19 protein-coding genes are annotated in these 19,021 nt (G+C 64.1%); 10 read left to right on the forward strand and 9 right to left on the reverse strand.

Going from position 1 to position 19,021, the window contains the following annotated elements; all coding sequences use genetic code 11:
• Window positions 1-14: 14 nt before the first annotated feature.
• Window positions 15-665: a DUF2459 domain-containing protein gene (locus ACIQUS_RS09055; protein WP_403045723.1), complete on the reverse strand. Its 651-nt coding sequence runs from the start codon at window positions 663-665 to the stop codon at window positions 15-17.
• A 187-nt stretch (window positions 666-852) separates the two neighbouring features.
• Between ACIQUS_RS09055 and ACIQUS_RS09060 the strand changes: the two genes are divergently transcribed.
• The 5 genes from ACIQUS_RS09060 (at window position 853) to ACIQUS_RS09080 (ending at window position 4,791) form a co-directional block, all read left to right on the forward strand.
• Window positions 853-1,209, forward strand: coding sequence for a metalloregulator ArsR/SmtB family transcription factor (locus ACIQUS_RS09060; protein ID WP_403045725.1), 357 nt, complete (start codon window positions 853-855; stop codon window positions 1,207-1,209).
• 86 nt (window positions 1,210-1,295) lie between these two features.
• On the forward strand, window positions 1,296-2,012 hold the full coding sequence (gene arsH, locus ACIQUS_RS09065) for an arsenical resistance protein ArsH (RefSeq protein WP_403045728.1): 717 nt from the start codon (window positions 1,296-1,298) through the stop codon (window positions 2,010-2,012).
• A 97-nt stretch (window positions 2,013-2,109) separates the two neighbouring features.
• Window positions 2,110-3,114, forward strand: coding sequence for an ArsJ-associated glyceraldehyde-3-phosphate dehydrogenase (locus ACIQUS_RS09070; RefSeq protein ID WP_403045731.1), 1,005 nt, complete (start codon window positions 2,110-2,112; stop codon window positions 3,112-3,114).
• 9 nt (window positions 3,115-3,123) lie between these two features.
• Complete coding sequence (gene arsJ / locus ACIQUS_RS09075; RefSeq protein WP_403045734.1) at window positions 3,124-4,356, forward strand: organoarsenical effux MFS transporter ArsJ; 1,233 nt, start codon at window positions 3,124-3,126, stop codon at window positions 4,354-4,356.
• Window positions 4,357-4,452: 96 nt separating this feature from the next.
• The gene (locus tag ACIQUS_RS09080) at window positions 4,453-4,791 is read left to right on the forward strand and encodes a hypothetical protein (RefSeq protein WP_403045737.1); all 339 of its coding nucleotides are present in this window, start codon (window positions 4,453-4,455) and stop codon (window positions 4,789-4,791) included.
• A 63-nt stretch (window positions 4,792-4,854) separates the two neighbouring features.
• Here ACIQUS_RS09080 and ACIQUS_RS09085 read toward each other — a convergent pair whose 3' ends face one another.
• Window positions 4,855-5,325: a GNAT family N-acetyltransferase gene (locus tag ACIQUS_RS09085; protein WP_403045740.1), complete on the reverse strand. Its 471-nt coding sequence runs from the start codon at window positions 5,323-5,325 to the stop codon at window positions 4,855-4,857.
• Window positions 5,326-5,601: 276 nt separating this feature from the next.
• On the opposite strand from ACIQUS_RS09085, the gene ACIQUS_RS09090 reads away from it, so the two are divergent.
• From ACIQUS_RS09090 to ACIQUS_RS09105, 4 genes are all read left to right on the forward strand, one after another.
• A complete protein-coding gene (locus tag ACIQUS_RS09090; RefSeq protein ID WP_403045743.1) occupies window positions 5,602-6,537 on the forward strand; it encodes a cyclase family protein in 936 nt (311 codons plus the stop codon).
• A gap of 145 nt (window positions 6,538-6,682) precedes the next feature.
• A complete protein-coding gene (locus ACIQUS_RS09095; protein ID WP_403045745.1) occupies window positions 6,683-7,855 on the forward strand; it encodes an MFS transporter in 1,173 nt (390 codons plus the stop codon).
• Window positions 7,856-7,969: 114 nt separating this feature from the next.
• Complete coding sequence (locus ACIQUS_RS09100) at window positions 7,970-8,881, forward strand: LysR family transcriptional regulator (protein ID WP_403045748.1); 912 nt, start codon at window positions 7,970-7,972, stop codon at window positions 8,879-8,881.
• A gap of 86 nt (window positions 8,882-8,967) precedes the next feature.
• Window positions 8,968-9,765 carry an SDR family NAD(P)-dependent oxidoreductase gene (locus ACIQUS_RS09105; protein ID WP_403045751.1) on the forward strand — a complete coding sequence of 266 codons (798 nt, stop codon included), beginning with the start codon at window positions 8,968-8,970 and terminating at the stop codon, window positions 9,763-9,765.
• An 85-nt stretch (window positions 9,766-9,850) separates the two neighbouring features.
• Here ACIQUS_RS09105 and ACIQUS_RS09110 read toward each other — a convergent pair whose 3' ends face one another.
• The 3 genes from ACIQUS_RS09110 to ACIQUS_RS09120 form a co-directional block, all read right to left on the reverse strand.
• The gene (locus ACIQUS_RS09110) at window positions 9,851-10,636 is read right to left on the reverse strand and encodes an SDR family oxidoreductase (protein WP_403045754.1); all 786 of its coding nucleotides are present in this window, start codon (window positions 10,634-10,636) and stop codon (window positions 9,851-9,853) included.
• A gap of 70 nt (window positions 10,637-10,706) precedes the next feature.
• Window positions 10,707-11,021, reverse strand: coding sequence for an NIPSNAP family protein (locus ACIQUS_RS09115; RefSeq protein WP_403045756.1), 315 nt, complete (start codon window positions 11,019-11,021; stop codon window positions 10,707-10,709).
• Window positions 11,022-11,078: 57 nt separating this feature from the next.
• On the reverse strand, window positions 11,079-12,242 hold the full coding sequence (locus ACIQUS_RS09120) for an iron-containing alcohol dehydrogenase (protein WP_403045759.1): 1,164 nt from the start codon (window positions 12,240-12,242) through the stop codon (window positions 11,079-11,081).
• 277 nt (window positions 12,243-12,519) lie between these two features.
• On the opposite strand from ACIQUS_RS09120, the gene ACIQUS_RS09125 reads away from it, so the two are divergent.
• Complete coding sequence (locus ACIQUS_RS09125; protein WP_403045762.1) at window positions 12,520-13,824, forward strand: MFS transporter; 1,305 nt, start codon at window positions 12,520-12,522, stop codon at window positions 13,822-13,824.
• A gap of 309 nt (window positions 13,825-14,133) precedes the next feature.
• Here ACIQUS_RS09125 and ACIQUS_RS09130 read toward each other — a convergent pair whose 3' ends face one another.
• The 4 genes from ACIQUS_RS09130 to ACIQUS_RS09145 all read right to left on the reverse strand — a co-directional run bounded on the left by ACIQUS_RS09130 (window position 14,134) and on the right by ACIQUS_RS09145 (window position 18,959).
• The gene (locus ACIQUS_RS09130; protein WP_403046110.1) at window positions 14,134-15,054 is read right to left on the reverse strand and encodes a LysR family transcriptional regulator; all 921 of its coding nucleotides are present in this window, start codon (window positions 15,052-15,054) and stop codon (window positions 14,134-14,136) included.
• Between the two features lie 71 nt (window positions 15,055-15,125).
• Window positions 15,126-15,536 carry an SRPBCC family protein gene (locus ACIQUS_RS09135; RefSeq protein ID WP_403045764.1) on the reverse strand — a complete coding sequence of 137 codons (411 nt, stop codon included), beginning with the start codon at window positions 15,534-15,536 and terminating at the stop codon, window positions 15,126-15,128.
• A 73-nt stretch (window positions 15,537-15,609) separates the two neighbouring features.
• Window positions 15,610-16,620 (reverse strand): aldo/keto reductase, encoded by a 1,011-nt coding sequence (locus ACIQUS_RS09140; protein WP_403045766.1) that lies wholly within the window; start codon window positions 16,618-16,620, stop codon window positions 15,610-15,612.
• A gap of 134 nt (window positions 16,621-16,754) precedes the next feature.
• Window positions 16,755-18,959, reverse strand: a complete 2,205-nt coding sequence (locus ACIQUS_RS09145; RefSeq protein ID WP_403045771.1) for an OsmC domain/YcaO domain-containing protein — start codon at window positions 18,957-18,959, stop codon at window positions 16,755-16,757.
• Between the last annotated feature and the right edge of the window lie 62 nt (window positions 18,960-19,021).

A 19,021-nucleotide genomic window follows, 5' to 3' on the forward strand; every position in this document is an offset into this window, starting at 1 on the left:
CATCTGGAGCGCAATCAGCGGGTAACCCGGCAGGCTGTACCCACCGCTGTGGCCCGGCGCAATTGCGACATGACGTTCCCCGCCGTAATCACCGTTGCAGGCGACATTGGGCAACCGCTCGCGGCCAGCGCCTCTGCAACCCAGGTATTGCAGGTATAGAACAGCGAATAGTTACCCTCGGCCTGGTAGAACCGGCTCTCTCCATACAGACCTGGGCCGAGCACCGCCAAGGTGCCGGTCGTCGAGTGAGTGAAGGTCCCGGCCACGAACGCGAGCAGCCGCCGGTAACCGTCTTCGCTCACCCGTACCTCGATGACCTCGCTTGCAGCGAACCGCCGCCTGGGGTCCCCGTCAATCCTGACCGCATGCAGCACGGTCGCCGTCGACCCGAACAAGGCTCGCAGGGCGAGGCCCAAGGTGGCCTGAGGGGCTCGGTAAAAGTCCTCGTCACCCCAGCCGAACTCAACGAAATCGCCGTCGCCGAACGCTTCGGCCAGTGCGCGAAGCTCCTGCAGTAGATCGGGGCGCGCAATTGCCAACCCGGTATGCAGGCCATGGTTCACGACATAGAAGGACCGCCAGGCGCTCTCCTCGCCCCTTGGCGGGTCCGGCGCGGTAGCGCAGCCGAACAGCGTCAGGATCAGGGCCAGCACGACAATGCGCATGCACAAGGGATTGGGCTCGCTAACGAACGTGGAAACCCCGGCTGGGGCAGTTGCTCCATACAAGCATAGAGCACGAGGGTTGCCATATATACGAAAAAGCGTATATTCGAAAAATCATATACACGCACCAGGTCCATGAGCGCATGAAGCTGTTCGTCCTCGTGAAAACCACGCACTGAGAACCGCCATGACTGAGTCACTGACCCCTACCACGGTCTTCAAATGCCTCGCCGACGAGAATCGCATTCGGATGATGCTGCTGATCGCTCGCGAGCAAGAGCTTTGCGTCTGTGAACTGATCTGTGCCCTGGAAGAAAGCCAGCCGAAGGTTTCCCGCCACCTGGCGCAACTTCGCACAGGCGGCCTGCTGGAAGACCGTCGCCAGGGCCAATGGGTCTACTACCGGCTGCATCCAGCGCTGCCCGCCTGGGTACGCGAGGTCCTGGCAGCGACGCTCAAGGCCAACCGCGAGTGGCTGGGTACCAGCGCCGAACGACTGGACAGCATGGGTGACCGCCCGCAGCGCATTGCCACCTGCTGCTGAGCAGCGCGATGCCGCCCACCTCAAGGCCGAGCTGGCACGCATCGGGCCCAATCAGGCATCCGGTGCCTTTTCCCAGGAGTGAAATCATGACCGAACACCCTATCCCCAACATCGACCGTGCACTGATCGATCTGCCATCCTCCGACACACTGGCAATCGAGCAGCCGTCCACACACAAACCTCGCATCCTGCTCCTGTATGGCTCGACCCGCGAACGCTCCTTCAGCCGTCTGCTGACCGAGGAAGCGGCACGCCTGCTGGAGCACTTCGGTGCCGAAACACGGATCTTCAACCCGACCGGCCTGCCATTGGCCGATGACGTGCCCGATGACCACCCCATGGTCAAAGAACTGCGCGAGCTGGTGCTCTGGTCCGAAGGCATGGTCTGGTGTTCGCCGGAACGCCACGGTGCGATGACAGGCGTGTTCAAGTCGCAGATCGACTGGATCCCGCTGAGCATGGGCGCCGTGCGACCGACACAGGGCAAGACCCTTGCGGTGATGCAGGTCTGCGGCGGCTCGCAGTCGTTCAACGTGGTCAACCAGCTGCGCGTGCTTGGCCGCTGGATGCGCATGTTCACCATCCCGAACCAGTCGTCAGTGCCGAAGGCCTACCTGGAGTTCGACGAAGCGGGCCGCATGAAGCCGTCTTCGTACTACGACCGTGTCGTCGATGTGATGGAGGAGTTGGTGAAGTTCACCCTGCTGCTTCGTGATCGCGCCGACTACCTGGTCGATCGCTACTCCGAACGTAAAGAGTCGGCTGAAGCACTGTCCAAGCGTGTCAATCAACGATCCATCTGAGGTTTCTCGAGCCTGCAACTGCACAAGCTGCTCCCGAGATCAATCACTTTACCAACACCTTCTGACCGCTCGCGAACCGCGACCTGAGAACAAGCACATGGCAATCAAAGTAGGCATCAATGGGTTTGGACGTATCGGTCGCCTGGCGCTGCGCGCGTCCTGGGACTGGCCGGAATTCGAATTCGTGCAGATCAATGACCCGGCCGGCGACGCCGAAACCCACGCCCACCTGATCAACTTCGACTCGGTCCACGGACGCTGGCACCGTGAAGCAGGTGCAGACGGCGACTCGGTGGTGATCGATGGCAAGCGCATCAAGGTCACGGCCAACAAGACCATCGCCGACAGCGACTGGTCGGGCTGCGACCTGGTCATCGAGGCCAGCGGCAAGATGAAATCGGTTGCCGTGCTCCAGGCCTACCTGGACCAGGGCGTCAAACGCGTGGTGGTCTGTGCGCCGGTGAAGGAAGCGGGTGCGCTGAACGTGGTGATGGGCGTCAACCAGCACCTGTTCGACCCGGCCCGGCATCGCATCGTCACCGCCGCTTCCTGCACCACCAACTGCCTGGCGCCGGTGGTCAAGGTGATTCACGAGAACCTGGGCATCCGCCACGGCTCGATCACCACCATCCACGACCTGACCAATACCCAGAGCATTCTCGACACCCCGCACAAGGATCTGCGCCGCGCCCGTGCCTCGGGCATGAGCCTGATTCCGACCACCACCGGTTCGGCCACCGCGATCGCCGAGATCTTCCCCGCGCTGCGCGGCAAGCTCAATGGGCACGCCGTGCGCGTACCGCTGGCCAACGCCTCGCTGACCGACTGCGTGTTCGAAGTGGAGCGTGAGACCACGGCTGAAGAGGTAAACGCGCTGCTCAAGGCGGCTGCCGAAGGTCCTTTGAAGAACATCCTGGGCTATGAAGCGCGCCCACTGGTGTCCATCGACTACCGCACCGATCCACGGTCTTCGATCATCGATGCGCTGTCGACCCTGGTGGTCAACGGTACCCAGGTGAAGCTCTATGCCTGGTACGACAACGAGTGGGGCTACGCCAACCGTGCGGCGGAACTGGCCCGACTGGTCGGTACGGCGGAGTAGACGGCGATCATGAAGGCGTTGTCTGCCCTGCCCGCGCAAGTGCGTCAGTATCTGCTGGTGACCGGCAACTACTGGGCCTTCACCCTCACCGACGGTGCATTGCGCATGTTGGTGGTCTTGCATTTCCACACACTGGGCTACACGCCGCTGCAGATCGCCGCGCTGTTCCTGTTCTACGAAGTGTTCGGTGTAATCACCAACCTGGTGGGCGGCTACCTCGGCGCCCGCCTGGGGCTCAATCGCACCATGAACATCGGCCTGGGCCTGCAAGTGCTGGCCTTGCTGATGCTCACGGTGCCGGTAGCCTGGTTGACGGTGCCCTGGGTGATGGCCGCCCAGGCGTTGTCCGGCATCGCCAAGGACCTGAACAAGATGAGCGCCAAGAGCGCCATCAAGCTCCTGGTACCGAATAATCAGCAAGGCACCCTCTACACGTGGGTGGCCATCCTCACAGGCTCGAAAAACGCGCTCAAAGGGGTGGGTTTTTTCCTCGGCGGTGCGCTGCTCGCGCTGCTCGGCTTCAGCATGGCCGTGCTGGCCATGGCGTCGGTGCTGGCATTGATCTGGGTGGGCAGCTTGCTGCTGCTGAAAAAGGACCTGGGCAAGGCCAAGGCCAAACCGAAATTTCGCGACATGCTGTCCAAGAGCCGGGCGATCAATATCCTTTCGGCCGCCCGACTGTTTCTCTTCGGCGCCCGCGACGTCTGGTTCGTCGTAGCGCTGCCGGTGTACCTGAGCAGTGTCCTTGGCTGGGACTTCTGGCGGGTCGGTGGTTTTCTTGCCGCCTGGATCATCGGCTATGGCATCGTCCAGTCGTTTGCCCCCACCCTCACCGGCAAGCAGCGTGGCCATGTCCCGGACGGCCGAGCGGCCTTCACCTGGGCCATCGCCCTGGCCGGACTGCCAGCCCTGATCGCGCTGGGCCTGACTGCCGGCGGGTCGCCCCACGTGGTACTGCTCGGTGGGCTGATGCTGTTTGGCGTGCTGTTCGCCGTGAACTCATCGCTGCACAGCTACCTGATCGTCAGCTATGCCAAGGAGGATGGGGTATCACTGGATGTGGGCTTCTACTACATGTCCAACGCGCTGGGACGGCTGCTCGGCACGCTGCTATCGGGCTGGGTGTTCCAGTCCCATGGCCTGCAGGCCTGCTTGTGGGTCTCCAGCATTTTTGTACTGGCTGGCGCACTGATCTCGATTGCATTGCCCAGGCACCGCGACACTGCACAGCAGCCAAGCTGACCCATGCCTGCGCCAGAAATCAGGAACGATCCAACCGCCCCTGCGGTCAACACGTTCAGCAGTGATCAAAAACGGTCTACATCATGAGGAGTCGCCATGAGTACCCTGACGATCGAAGGCTGGTGCAAAGGCAGCGGCGAGCAGAAATCCACCCCGGTGGGCGACATACACTTCGACATCGAAGGCGCTGTCCACACGGCTCTGGAGCAAGCCGAAGAGCGCCTGCAGCAGAGCCACGCGCGTGAAGAGATGGTTGATGTCGATATGGACGCGATGAACCTGGTCATGCCGCAGGGATACGGCCCACTGGCCGACTGCCGTCTACGGGTTTACCTGAGCGATGACCAGCGCGGCCAGTTCCATCTGGTCGGTCATCGCGCCAGTGACGGCAGCCTGATCTATTCCAATGCGGTGTTGATTGCCCAACTGAGCTGAGCGCCACGCTGCCCGGCGGCTGAATCGCCCTTGTGACCGGCCCGGGGGCGATTGAGCCTGCGCCTACGCCGTTGCATCCAGCGCCATTCTGTATTCGATGACGCCAGGCTTTTCGGCAATCCAGTCGTATAGCCGCTGGGCGATCTGGTTGGTCTCCTGGGTGTGCCAGTAGAGCCGGTCACAGTTTTTTTCCTGCGCCTGCCCCTGCACATACTCGATCAGCTTCTTGCCGATCATCTGCCCGCGTACGCTCGGGTCTACGTAGAGATCCTCCAGGTAGCAGAAATCATTGCGTCCCCAGGTCGAGCGGTGAAACACGAAGTTCACGAAGCCGTAGATCCGTTCGCCGTCCCAAGCGACCGCACAGTGCACAGGCTCGGCGTCGTCGAAGAAACGCGCCCAGGTCATCCTGGTCGTTTCCATGCCTAGCTCCACCTGGTAGAACGCCTGGTACTGAGCCCAATAGGCGCACCACTGTTCGAAGTCCTTTTGCGCTACGGGGCGAACCGATAGAACCTGGTTTACAGCTGTCATACGCAATCCTTAATGACGGTAGAAACGGAAGTTGAACGCTGTCGACACCTGCCCCGGGTGTATCCGTTGCGGCACCGACGCCAAGTGGCTTGAGCACGCTTGGCAGTTGATTAAAGCGCAGCAATGGCATGGCCAGCCCATCCAGTTTCTGCACTCGGGCCAGACCACTTCTCGTGCTCTGCGCGCAAAAGTCATTGTCCCCGACAGCGCTTTTTCCGCCCTCCTCCTGCACCCAGAATTCGCGCCTGACCTCACTTCCCGTTCAGGACAACCCGGATGACCTTCTTGAAACCCCTGCTGCTCGCCACTGCCCTGGCCACCACCACCCAGGCCGCCCTGGCGGCCGACTGGCAGAACTCGCCCTACGGCAAGCACGACGAGATCGGCGCCGCCAACCTGCTCACCCCCGAGGTGGTCAAGCAGGCCGTCGGCCTGGTGAAAACCGGCAAGACCTACCCCCTAGCCGTCCCCGTGAGCAAGGACCTGCCCGCCTTTCGCCATCGCAGCTTCCACCTCTACAACATCCAGCCCGGCGAACAGGCCGGCCAGACCCTGGGCAAGAACAAATTCAGCTTCAACGATGAACTGGTCAACGGCTGGACCGGCGTCGGCACCCAGCTCAATGGCATCGGCCACATCGGTATCGACAACGTCTACTACAACGGCAACAAAGCGGCCGACTTCGTCACTGTCGAAGGCGTGAGCAAGCTCGGTGTGGAGAAGGTGCCGCCGATGGTGACCCGCGGCGTGGTGCTGGACATGACCGCCTACTACGGCAAGGCCATCGTGCCCGGCGGCACGTCGTTTACCGTGGACGACGTCAAGGCCGTGCTCAAGCGACAAGGCATCACCCTGCGCAAGGGCGATGTGGTGCTGTTCAACAGCGGCTGGCTGGAGCTGATCGGCAAGGACAACCAGCAGTTCCTCGCCACCGAGCCCGGTATCGACCTGCCGGCCGCCCAATGGTTGGCGGACCAGGGCATCGTCGCCTTCGGCGGTGACACCTGGGCCTCGGAGGTGTACCCCAACCCCACGGGCGAAGCGTTTCCGGTCAACCAGTTCATGCTGGCCAAGCGCGGCATCTACAACCTGGAGTTGATCGACACCCGTGCGCTGGTGCGGGACAAGGCCTTCGAGTTCCTCTTCGTGCTGGGCCAGCCGCTGTACAAGGGCTCGACCCAGGTCAACATCAACCCGGTGGCTATTCACTGATCTTGGTCATTCGTGACTTCCAGTCAAAGGTCATTGGCGCGGCCGTGACTTAATCCACCGCCACAAGGTGCAGATACTGCACGCACCTGGCCTTCCAGCGCATGGAAGGCCCACTGACCGAATCCGCCTCCCTGGAGCCCCTGTAATGAAACCCGGACACGTCCTGTTCGCCCTGGCCATCGGCGCCTTCGGCATCGGCACCACCGAATTCGCCCCCATGGGCCTACTGCCGGTGATCGCCGAAGGCGTCGGTGTCAGCATCCCCAGCGCCGGGATGCTGGTGACGGCCTATGCCGTCGGCGTGATGCTCGGCGCACCGATCATGACCTTGCTGTTCAGCCGCTTCGGCAAGCGTGGTGCGCTGATCGCGCTGATGGCCATCTTCACCCTGGGCAACCTGCTCTCGGCCCTGTCGCCCGGCTACGCCACCCTGCTCGCTTCACGCCTGGTCACCAGCCTCAACCACGGCGCCTTCTTCGGCCTGGGTGCGGTGGTGGCGGCCAGTGTGGTGCCCCGTGAGAAACAGGCCAGCGCCATCGCTGCCATGTTCATGGGCCTGACCATCGCCAATATCGGCGGCGTACCGGCCGCCACCTGGATCGGCCAGCAGGTCGGCTGGCGCCTGGCGTTCGCCGGCACCGCGCTGCTCGGTATCCTGGCCATGGCCGCGCTGTGGTATGCCCTGCCCAAGGGCGAGCGTGGCAGCGTGCCCGATGTACGTCGCGAACTGGCCGTGATCGCCCGGCCGAACGTGCTGCTGGCAATGGCCACCACCGTGCTCGGCGCCGGCGCCATGTTCACCCTGTACACCTACGTCGCCCCGGTGCTGGCCGAACTGACCGGCGCCTCGGACAGTTTCGTCACCCTGGGCCTGGTGCTGATCGGCGTAGGCTTCACGATCGGCAACAGCCTGGGCGGTCGCCTGGCCGACTGGTCGCTGGACGGCTCGGCACGGCTGTTCCTCGGCGTCCTGGCCGTGATCATGGTGCTGATGCCGCTGGTGCTGGGCAGCCACTTCGGTGCCGCCCTGGCCTTGCTGGTGTGGGGCGTGTTCACCTTCGCCGTGGTACCACCGCTGCAGATGCGCGTGATGATCGCCGCCGCCGAGGCCCCGGGCCTTGCCTCCTCGATCAACGTCGGCGCGTTCAACCTCGGCAACGCGGTGGGCGCGGCGCTGGGTGGCGCAGTCATCAGCCTGGACCTTGGCTATGGCGCCATACCGGTCGCCGGCGGCCTGCTGGCAGCGGGCGGACTGTTGCTGGTGTGGCTTGGTGGGCGCGACAAGGCCAATGCCAAGGCACTGGGCGAGACCGCCTGATCAGACCATGCTCTGTATGAAATGCATCCGAGCTCGTCCATGCTGCGTTGAAAACAGAGCCTAGCCAAGTGGAAACCGCCCGGGTAAAACATCGGGCAGTCCCCTGGAGGTCCCATGCAAGATCTACGTCAGTTGCGCTACTTTGTCGCCGTCGCCGAATGTGAGAACGTCGGCCGCGCGGCCGAGCAGCTACATATTTCCCAGTCCCCGCTGAGCCGGCAGATCGCTCAGCTCGAGGACAACCTCGGCCTGGCCCTGTTCGAGCGACGCAACCAGCGATTGTTCCTGACCGCCGACGGGCGCACCTTCCTGTCCGAGGCCCGTGGCCTGCTCAAGCACGCCGAGCGCCTGGAGTCGCTGGGCAGGCGACTGGGCCGTGGCGAGGAAGGCGGCCTGTGCATCGGCTACGTCAACCACGCCATCCATGCCGGCGTGCTGCCCGGTGCGGTACGGGCGATCCGCAGCGAACGTGCGCAGATCCATATCGCCCTCTACAACATGACCCCCGGCGAGCAGTTCGAAGGCCTGCGCCAGCGCAGCCTGGACATCGCCCTGGTCTGTGAACCGGTGCCCGCCAACGACCCCGACCTGCGGGCCCACCCGGTGCTGGACGACCCCATGCTGCTGGCCATCCCCGCCGAGCACCCGCTGGCGAGTCGGGCCCAACTCACCCCTGCGGACCTGCATGAGCAGGAGTGGATCATCACCGGCGGCCAGCCCGACCAGATCAACAAACGCGATGATTTCATCGCCCGCTGCGCCGATGCCGGCTTCACCCCACGCCTGTCGCTGGAGGCGACCGACCCGTTGAGCGTGCTGGGGCTGGTGTCCGCAGGCCTCGGCCTTGCCATGGTGCAGAGCAGCCTGTCGGCCAGTGCCGGTCCCACAGTGGTGCTGCGCCAGCTAGACTGGTTCAGGCCCTGCGTGCGGCTATGGGCGGCCTGGCATCAGGTCGACCTGCGACCGATCGTGGGGGTGTTCCGCGAGCAAGTGCTGGCGCTGGCCGAAAAGACCCCGAAGGACTGAACTCAGTCGAATTCCGTCTTTTACAGTCTGAGACCGCCTCACTAGCATGGCTCCCATCGATGCACCTCACCCACAGGAGCCTTTCCATGAACATCGACCTCGGCGCACGTACCGCCATCATCAGCGGCTCGACCGGCGGTATCGGTCTGGCCATCGCCCGCGGCCTGGCCCGCGCCCATGCCGACGTGGTCATCGCCGGCCGCAACCAGAAATCGGTGGACGCCGCCCTGGCCGAGCTGCGCGCCCAGGGTGGGCGTGGCCAGGTGCACGGCGTGGTCGCTGACCTTGCCACTGCCGCCGGGGCCGACACCCTGTTTGCCGCCCACCCCAAGGCCGACATCCTGGTCAACAACCTGGGCATCTACGACAATGTCGACTTCTTCGAGGTCGACGACAGCGAGTGGAGCCGTTTCTACGAAACCAATGTGCTGTCCGGCGTGCGCCTGGCGCGCCACTACGCCCCGGGGATGGTGGACAAAGGCTGGGGGCGGATCCTGTTCATTTCCTCTGAATCGGGCATCGCCATCCCTGGCGACATGATCAACTACGGTGTGACCAAGAGTGCCAACCTCGCCGTCTCCCACGGCCTGGCCAAGCGCCTGGCAGGCACTGGCGTCACCGTCAACGCGGTACTGCCCGGGCCGACCCTGACCGATGGCGTCGCCGCCATGGTGGCCGACGCCGCCAAGGCTGCCGGTCGCAGCATCCGCGAAGAGGCCGACCACTTCGTGCGCACGGCCCGCCCGAGTTCGATCATCCAGCGCGTCGCCGAGGTCGACGAAGTCGCCCACCTGGTGGTGTACCTTGCCTCGCCCTACTCCTCGGCCACCACGGGTGCGGCGTTGCGGGTCGATGGCGGGGTGGTCGACAGCCTGGCGATCTGACCCCCTCGCGGGGCAAGCCCGACCCACCCCCGTAGCCGCTCCCACCGATCGCATGGCGGCAGCGGCTACACGGCCGGGGCCTCCCTTAGAAGGTCCCCGGATAGGCCCCGCCATCGATCAGCAGGTTCTGCCCGGTGATGTAACCGCCATAGGCACTGCACAGGAACGCACAATACGCCCCGAACTCCTCGGCCTTGCCGAACCGCGCCGCCGGAATCGCCTGGCGGCGTGCCTGGGTGGTCGCCTGCAGGTCACCGCCGGCCTGACTTGCGGCCTGTAGGGTTTTCTGCAGCCGTGCGGTGTCGAAAGCGCCTGGCAGCAGGTTGTTCAGCGTCACGTTGCGCCCGGCCAGGCGCTGCTGGCGGGCAAGCCCGGCGATGAAACCGGTCAGGCCACTGCGCGCGCCATTGGATAGCCCCAGGATGTCGATCGGCGCCTTCACTGCAGCGGAGGTGATGTTCACCACCCGGCCAAAGCCGCGCTCGGCCATGCCGTCCACCACCGCCTTGATCAGTTCGATGGGGGTGAGCATGTTGGCGTCCAGCGCCTTGAGCCAGTCTTCCCGGCCCCAGTCACGAAAGTCTCCAGGCGGTGGGCCGCCGGCATTGTTGACCAGGATGTCGACCTGCGGGCAGGCGCCAAGCAGGGCCTGGCGAACCCCGGGCCCAGCCACATCGCCCGCGACCGTGCGCACTTCGATTGCCGGGAAGCGGCTACGCAGCTCGGCCGCCGTCTGCTCCAGGGTGGTGACGGTGCGTGCATTGATCACCAGGTTGACGCCCTCGCCTGCCAGGGCCTCGGCACAGCCCTTGCCCAACCCCTGGCTGGCGGCGCAGACAATGGCCCAGCGGCCGTTGATACCTAGATCCATGATCGGCTCCATGTTGAATGAGTCATCAGGGTACTCGCCTGCAGCGGCCCCGCGACAAGGAGATAGCTGATCATTTGATCGGCGAGAACGCCGCCGGCATCAGCAGCTTGGACTCCATGCGCACCAGCATGGGGAAGGCCTTGGGAATGAAGCGTTCCAGCCAGTCGCGGTCTTCATAGAGGGTGGCGCGGCGCTGGATGCGCTCCTCCAGGCTATCGTAGGCCCAGATATGCACCACCTGGTTGAGCTCGCCGATCTCGGTGTACCACCAGCCCACCAGGGAGGCGTAGCGCGAGATCACCGGCAGGCCTTCTTTTTCAAAGTGCTGCAGGTATTCCTTCATCTTGCCAATGTGCAGGGTGTAGGTACGCATTTCATAGAACATGGACAGTGCTTCCTGGACAGGCGTGCCCGCAATCGGGCACGCAGTGGTTGACGGGGTTCAGAGGTTGCCGTGGTAGGCGTCGGTGATCAGCCGCTCGACATCGCGGGCCGTGGTCAGGCGCGGGTTGACCCGTACGTTACCGCTGCGCATGGAGTCGCTGACCATCTGCGCCAGGTACTCAAGGTCCACGCCCAGTTCACGGATGGTGCCGGGAATGCCCATGGCTCGGTTCAGCGCCACCACCCGCGCCACCGTGCAGGCTGCGGCCTGCTCCACACTCAAGCCCGTGACATCGGCGCCCAGGGCGATGGCGATCTCACGAAAGCGCTCCGGGCAGGCCGGCAGGTTGAACTGGATGACATAGGGCAGCAGCGCGGCGTTGGCGATGCCATGGGGGATGTTGAACACGCCGCCGAAGGTGTGGGAGATCGCGTGCACGTTGCCCAGCTTGGACTGGGAGAAGGCCACCCCGGCCAGGAACGAACCCAGTAGCATCTGCTCGCGGGCGGCCATGTCGTCGCCGACGAAATAGCACGCCTCAAGGTTGCCGGCGATCATGCGGATCGCCTGCAGTGCCATGGCCTGGCTGATCGGGTTGGCCTGGCGCGACACATAGGACTCGATGGCGTGGGTCAGCGCGTCCATGCCGGTGGCGGCGGTGATCGCGGGCGGCAACTTGAGGGTCAGCGCCGGGTCGAGAATCGCCAGGCGCGGGAACAGCTGTGGGCTGATGATCACCGTCTTGAACAGGGTCTGCTTGTTGGTGAACACCGTTGAGGCGGTGCATTCGCTGCCGGTGCCGGCGGTGGTCGGCAAGGCGAAGATCGGCAACGGCGGGTTGACCAGCCGGTCGTAGCCTTCGTAATCGAGAATGCTGCCCGGGTTGGTGGCCATCGCCGCCACGCCCTTGGCGGTGTCGATGCTGCTGCCGCCGCCGACACCGATCACCGCCTGGCAATCATGCTCGCGCAACAGACGCACGGCTGCGTCCAGGACGTCGGTGCCAGGGTTGGCCTCCACCGCCGAGAACAGTTGATAGTCGATACCGGCCTGCTCCAGGGAGGCAAAGAAGCCGCCCAGGATGCCGGCGTCGATCAGCCCCTGATCGGTGACCACCAGCAGCGCACCCCGTACATGGGGCTTGAGCAGTGCGCCGGCCTGGTTGGCCAGGCCTTCACCGCACTGGACAAAGGTAGGGAAATGAAACTGGAAGTTGCTCATGGAAGATCCTCAGGCACCTGAAGCCGTGTTGTTCTTGTTGAACCCGCCGTGAGTGGCGACGGGCCGTGCCTGGGCAATCTAGGGGGGAGGACGGGCGCCGGATAATGAAAAGAGCTGATCCGGGGATAACCCTGGATTATCGATAAGCCGCCGTTATCTGCGGATCAGCTCTTTTCATTACCCGCAGCCCACCGGGGGCTCCAACAATCGCAGCGCACACGGCCCTGACAGGCTTGGGCCGATGGGCCTTCCGATAATCACAACAACGAGCACTGCGATGAAGACCACCTCCTCCCCGGCTGCCCTGGCGCTGGACACCAATGCCCCCATGACCACGGTGCGCTGGCGCATCTTCCTGATCCTGTTGCTGCTCACCGCGATTAACTACATTGATCGCGCCTCGCTGTCGGTGGCCCTGCCGATGATCGCACCGGAGTTCAACCTCACGCCGGCCATGGAGGGGCTGATGCTCAGTGCGTTCTTCTGGTCGTATGCGCTGATGCAGATTCCCGGCGGCCTGTTGCTGGACCGCTTCCACACCCGCGGCATCATCGGTGCCGCGACCATCGCCTGGGGCGCCTTCCAGGCCCTTGGCGCCGCCTCGCACAACTGGCTGGTGCTGCTGCTCACGCGCATCGGCCTGGGGGTGGCCGAATCACCGATCATGCCCGCCGGTGCCAAGCTCAACGGCGCCTGGCTCACCCCCAACGAACGCGGGCGTGGCGCCGTGCTGGTGGACGGTGGCGCCCCCCTGGGCAGTGCCCTGGGGGCGATCCTGATTTCCGGGCTGATCGCCTGGCTCGGCTCCTGGCGCATGGCCTTCGTGGTTGCCGGGGTCGGCACCATCCTGGCCGGTATCCTGGCCTGGAGGTACATCCGCAACCACCCCGGCGAACACCCGGGCGTCAACGAGGCCGAACTGCGGCACATCACCGAAGGCAATGCCAGCGCCCACGCCGCTGCCGCCCGGGCCAGCATCCCCCTGCGGGTGCTGCTCAAGGACCGCTCGATCTTCGCCATGTTCGCGGGCTACAGTTGCATCCTCGCGGTGTTCTACGGCTTGCTGACCTGGATGCCCAGCTACCTGCACAAGGCCCACGGCCTGGATATCAAGGCCATGGGCGGGGCGACCTTCCTGATCTTCATGTGCGGGTTCATCGGCGAGCTGGTCGGCGGCTGGATCGGCGACAAATGGCGCGCCAGCGGCGCCTCGCCGAACCTCGTGATGCGCTCGATGTTCAGTGGCTCGGCACTGCTCGCCGCGGCGTGCATCCTCGCCGCCGCCTTCGTCAGCAGCACGGGCCCGGTGATCACCCTGCTGTGCGTGGCAATGTTCTTCATCCGCTGGTGCGGTATGTACTGGTGCCTGCCGGCGATCATCGGCGGCCCCTCGCGCACCGGTGTGCTGGGCGGGACCATGAACTTCTGCGGCAACATGGCGGGGGTGCTGGTGCCGATCGTCATCGGCCTGATCGTGCAGTTCACCGGCGAGTACTTCTTCGCCTTGATCTTCTTTGTCGTCGCGGCGTTGCTGATTGCCCTGTTCTCGAGCCTGATCGACTATCGCGAGCGGCAGTTCTGAGGGCGTAACGGCCCTGGCTCCATGGCAATGTAGTCCCCGCCGAATATCTGCCCCTCCGTGGCAACCGGATTGCGACTGCTGCGCAGTCGATCGCAGCCTCGTTCCTCGGCAGCGGCTACACCGACACCACCGCCCCCTGTAGCCGCTGCCGCCAGGCTGCGATCGGTGGGAGCGGCGGTGCGACGACTCGACTTGCCCCGCGATTGAACGCTGCCACACATCGCGGGGCAAGCCCGCTCCTACAGGCAGTCGATCGCAGCCTCGTTCCTCGGCAGCGGCTACAAGGGATAACAACTGGCGTTTTGGGGATTACGGCGCGACCAGCTCATCCACCAGCAACTGCGCGGCATGGGACAACGGCGCAGCCGCCCGGTGCACCACCCCGAACGGCGCGTTCAATGCGCGCAACCGCACCGCCAGAGACACCAGCAAACCGCGTTGCTCGGCAAATGCCGCCACGGCGCTGGGCATCACCGCTACCAGCGTGGGGTCGGCTTCCAACAGCATGAAGGTGGCGAAGGTGGACGAGGTTTCCAGCGGATACCGCGGTAGTTCCACCCCCGCCTCGCTCAGCTCACGCTCCAGTGCCTGGCGCATGGGCATGTTGGCCGGGTAGACGAGCCATCGGAATTGGCTCAGGTCGCCCACCGCCAACGTCTGCGCCCCAGCCAGCGGATGCTGTGGATGAGCCACCACCGCCAGCGGCTCCTGGGCCAGCTCCAGGAACACATAATCGGCCGCGTTGCGCCCAAGCCCCGGACGGCAGATCGCCAGGTCCAGGCGCCCTTCATCCAGTTGCGCCAGCAGGTTGGCGCTGGTGTTCTCGGCGATTTCCACCGCCAACTGCGGCTGCTTGCACCGCAACCGCCCCAACGCGCCTACCAGCATCGGCATGGCCCCCATGATACTGCCCACCGCCAGGCGCCCGCCCTGCCCTTGCACGATCCCCAGCACCTCGTCGCGCAAGTGGCCCAGGTCGCTGTGGATCAACCGCGCATAACGCACCACGCAACGTCCGGCTTCGTTGGCCACCAGGCCGCTGGGGTGGCGCACGAACAACGGCACGCCGAGGATTTCCTCAACCTCGCGCAACGCCTTGGTCGCGCCGGGCTGGGAGATGGCCATGGCCTCGGCGGCCTTGTGCAACGAACCGCAGCGGTCCAGCTCGATCAGCAGACGCAGCTGGCGCAGACGCAGGCGGGAGAAAATACTGTCCAGGGAAGGGATCATAGGCACCAGACGCTCGAATGAGGAGTAAATCGGTGAAGTGATGGGGCCGCCTGGCGACCCCGATTGATCCATCAACCTTCCAGCGTTTGCTTGAGCGCCGCCAGGCCATCCTGGTAGATGCCGGTGAACAGTGCGGTCGCTTCGGCATCGCTGATACCCAGCGGTTCGAATGAGCCGGACCATTCCACCCGGGCGCCCTCGCCTGCCGGCACCACACGCAGGGTCGACAGGTAGTCGCGCACCGGCGCCGGGCCCTGGAGGATGGTGTAGCTGTAGCTGCGCCCGGCTTCGCTGAATTCCAGCAGGCGTTCGATGATGGTGTCGCCATCGATGTTCTTGAGCGTGCGCACGCGACCGCCTTCGCTCAGGGCGCTGTGCGGCACGAACGGCAGCCAGTCGGGCAGCGCGTCGAACCCGCCGATCAGTTGCCAGACACGGTCGGCGTCGATGTGAAGGTCAATGCTGGCATGTGCTGTAGCCATGGTGTTTCTCCCGGGGTGCTACCCCAATGATTCGGTTAGGACAGGGCCGCGTGCAGCCCTGCAACGCTCAGGTTCAAACAGTCGGCACGGGTGCCAGGGGGTTGATCAGCCCTTGTTCACGCAGGTCGTTCCAGAACCCGGCAGGGATGACGGCGCCCAGGGCTGCATGGTCTTCGTTGGCGTGCAGCGGGTGGGTGGAACCCGGGATCGCCGCAACCACGGCCGGGTGAGCCAGGGCGAACTGCAGGGCCGCCGCCTTGACATCAACACCGTGGGCACGAGCAATCGCACGAATGCGTTCGAGCTTCTCCAGCACCGGTTGGCTGGCCTTCTGGTATTCGAAGTGCTCGCCACCGGCCGTAACGCCTGAACTGTACGGGCCACCGACGACGATGCCGACGCCCTGCTCCAGCGCTTGCGGCATGACCCGTTGCAAGGCGCGATTGTGATCCAGCAGTGAGTAACGTCCGGCAAGCAGGAAGCCGTCGGGTTGTGGTTCGTCCAGGTCCAGGGTCAGCTCGATCGGCTCGACACGGTTCACACCCAGGCCCCAGGCCTTGATCACGCCCTCCTCACGCAGGCGGGTCAGCACGCGGAAAGCGCCTTTACGTGCGGTCTCGAAACGCTCCAGCCACTGGTCAGCGTAGAAGTCCTGGGCGATGTCGTGGATCCAGACGATGTCCAGGCGGTCGGTCCTCAGGCGGCGCAGGCTGTCCTCGATGGAACGCAGGGTGGCGTCGGCGCTGTAGTCGTTGACGATGCGGTTGCGGTTGCCGTGCTCGAACAGGCCGCTCTTATCACCCAGTTCACGGCGGGTGGGATCTTCCAGCTCATCGAGGATGATCCGGCCGACCTTGGAGCTGAGCACGTATTCGTCGCGAGGGCGACCGGCCAGGGCATTGCCCAGGCGTGATTCGGAGAGGCCGGCACCGTAGAACGGCGCGGTGTCGAAGTAGCGCACGCCATTGTTCCAGGCGGCATCGACGGTGGCTTGTACTTCGACGTCGGGCACGTTGCGGAACATGTTGCCCAGCGGTGCGGTACCGAAGCCCAGTGGATGGGCGATAACGGATTTGAGGTTCATCGGTGTGGTCCTGGTAGGGGGAGTCGGTTGTGAACTCCAGTGGCGGCAATCCTATGCCGCCCCTACCAAGACCGTCCAAGTCATAATTAGACAGACTTGAGACCTTTCAAGCATGAACCCCTGCAGCAGCAGTGTCAGATGGTCAGGTTCGCGACCTTGGCCCGCGCGGCATGCAGCTTCTTGTAGCTGTCGATCAGGCGCAGGTGACGGTCCAGCCCTTCGAGCTTCATGCTGGTCGGCGTCAGGCCATGGAAGCGCACGCTGCCGTCCACCGAGCCCAGCACGGCGTCCATCCGCTCGTTGCCGAACATCCGGCGGAAGTTGGCCTCAAAGTCTTCCAGTGCCAGCTCATCGTCCATCGCCACTTCCAGCACCACGTTCACGGCCTGGTAGAACAAGCCGCGCTCGACGGTGTTGTCGTTGAACTGCAGGAAGGTCTCCACCAGTTCCTTGGCCGGGTCGTGATTCTGCAGGGCGAGGTGGATCAGCAGCTTGAGTTCGAGGATGGTCAACTGGCCCCAGGCGGTGTTGTCGTCGAACTCGATGCCGATCAGGGTGGTGATGTCGGTGTAGTCATCCAGCTCGCTTTCTTCCAGGCGCTCGACCAGCGCTTGCAGGCTGTCGTCGTCCAGGCTGTGCAGGTTGAGGATGTCTTCACGGAAGAACAGCGCCTTGTTGGTGTTGTCCCAGATCAGGTCTTCCACCGGGTAGATTTCCGAATAGCCCGGCACCAGGATGCGGCAGGCCTTGGCCCCCAGGTGCTCGTACACGGCCATGTACGCTTCCTTGCCCAGGCCTTCGAGGATGCCGAACAGGGTCGCGGCTTCATCGGCGTTGGAGTCTTCGCCGTTGCCTGCGAAGTCCCACTCGACGAACTCGAAATCGGACCTGGCACTGAAGAAGCGCCACGACACCACGCCGCTGGAGTCGATGAAGTGCTCGACGAAGTTGTTCGGCTCGGTCAGCGCATGGCTGTCGAAGGTCGGCGGCGGCAGGTCGTTGAGGCCTTCGAAACTGCGGCCCTGGAGCAGTTCGGTGAGGCTGCGCTCCAGCGCCACTTCAAAGCTTGGGTGGGCGCCGAACGAGGCGAACACACCGCCGGTGCGCGGGTTCATCAGGGTCACGCACATCACCGGGAATTCGCCACCCAGCGAGGCATCCTTGACCAGCACCGGGAAACCCTGGGCTTCGAGCCCCTGGATACCGGCGAGGATGGACGGGTATTTCTCCAGCACGGCCTGCGGCACATCGGGCAATGCCAGTTCACCTTCGAGGATCTCGCGCTTGACCGCGCGCTCGAAGATTTCCGACAGGCACTGCACCTGGGCTTCGGCCAGGGTGTTGCCGGCGCTCATGCCGTTGCTCAGGAACAGGTTTTCGACCAGGTTGGAGGGGAAGTACACCACCTCGCCGTCGGACTGGCGAACGTAGGGCAGCGAGCAGATGCCGCGCTCGATGTTGCCGGAGTTGGTGTCGTACAGGTGCGAGCCGCACAGTTCGCCGTCGGGGTTGTAGATCTCAAGGCAGTACGGGTCGAGGATCTCCTTGGGCAGGGCATCCTTGCGGCCTGGCTGGAACCAGCGCTCATCGGGGTAATGCACGAACGGCGCGTTGGCGATTTCCTCGCCCCAGAACTGGTCGTTGTAGAAGAAGTTGCAGTTCAGCCGCTCGATGAACTCGCCCAGCGCCGAAGCCAGGGCACTCTCCTTGGTCGAACCCTTGCCGTTGGTGAAGCACATCGGCGACTGGGCATCGCGCAGGTGCAGCGACCAGACGTTGGGCACGATGTTGCGCCAGGAGGCGATCTCGATCTTCATGCCAAGGCCTGCGAGGATGCCGGACATGTTGGCGATGGTCTGCTCCAGCGGCAGGTCCTTGCCGACGATGTAGGTGCTGGCGTTGCTGTCGCTATCGAGCATCAGCAGCGCCTGGGCGTCGGCGTCGAGGTTCTCCACCTCTTCGATGATGAACTCGGGGCCGGTCTGCACCACTTTCTTCACGGTGCAGCGGTCGATGGAACGCAGGATACCCTGGCGGTCCTTCTCGGAAATATCGGCGGGCAACTCGACCTGGATCTTGAAGATCTGGTTGTAGCGGTTCTCCGGGTCGACGATGTTGTTCTGCGACAGGCGGATGTTATCGGTGGGAATGTTGCGGGTTTCGCAGTAGAGCTTGACGAAGTACGCCGCGCACAAGGCCGAGGACGCCAGGAAGTAGTCGAACGGACCGGGGGCCGAGCCATCCCCTTTGTAGCGGATGGGCTGATCGGCGATAACCGTGAAGTCGTCGAACTTGGCTTCAAGTCGAAGGTTATCGAGAAAGTTGACCTTGATTTCCATGCGGGAGCACCAGCGAGTAAAACGAAATGGGCGCCATTATCCGGGTTTTTCCGGCGGAAGTC

Origin of the sequence: Pseudomonas sp. NPDC090755 (assembly GCF_044769005.1) — a bacterium.
Lineage (GTDB): Bacteria > Pseudomonadota > Gammaproteobacteria > Pseudomonadales > Pseudomonadaceae > Aquipseudomonas.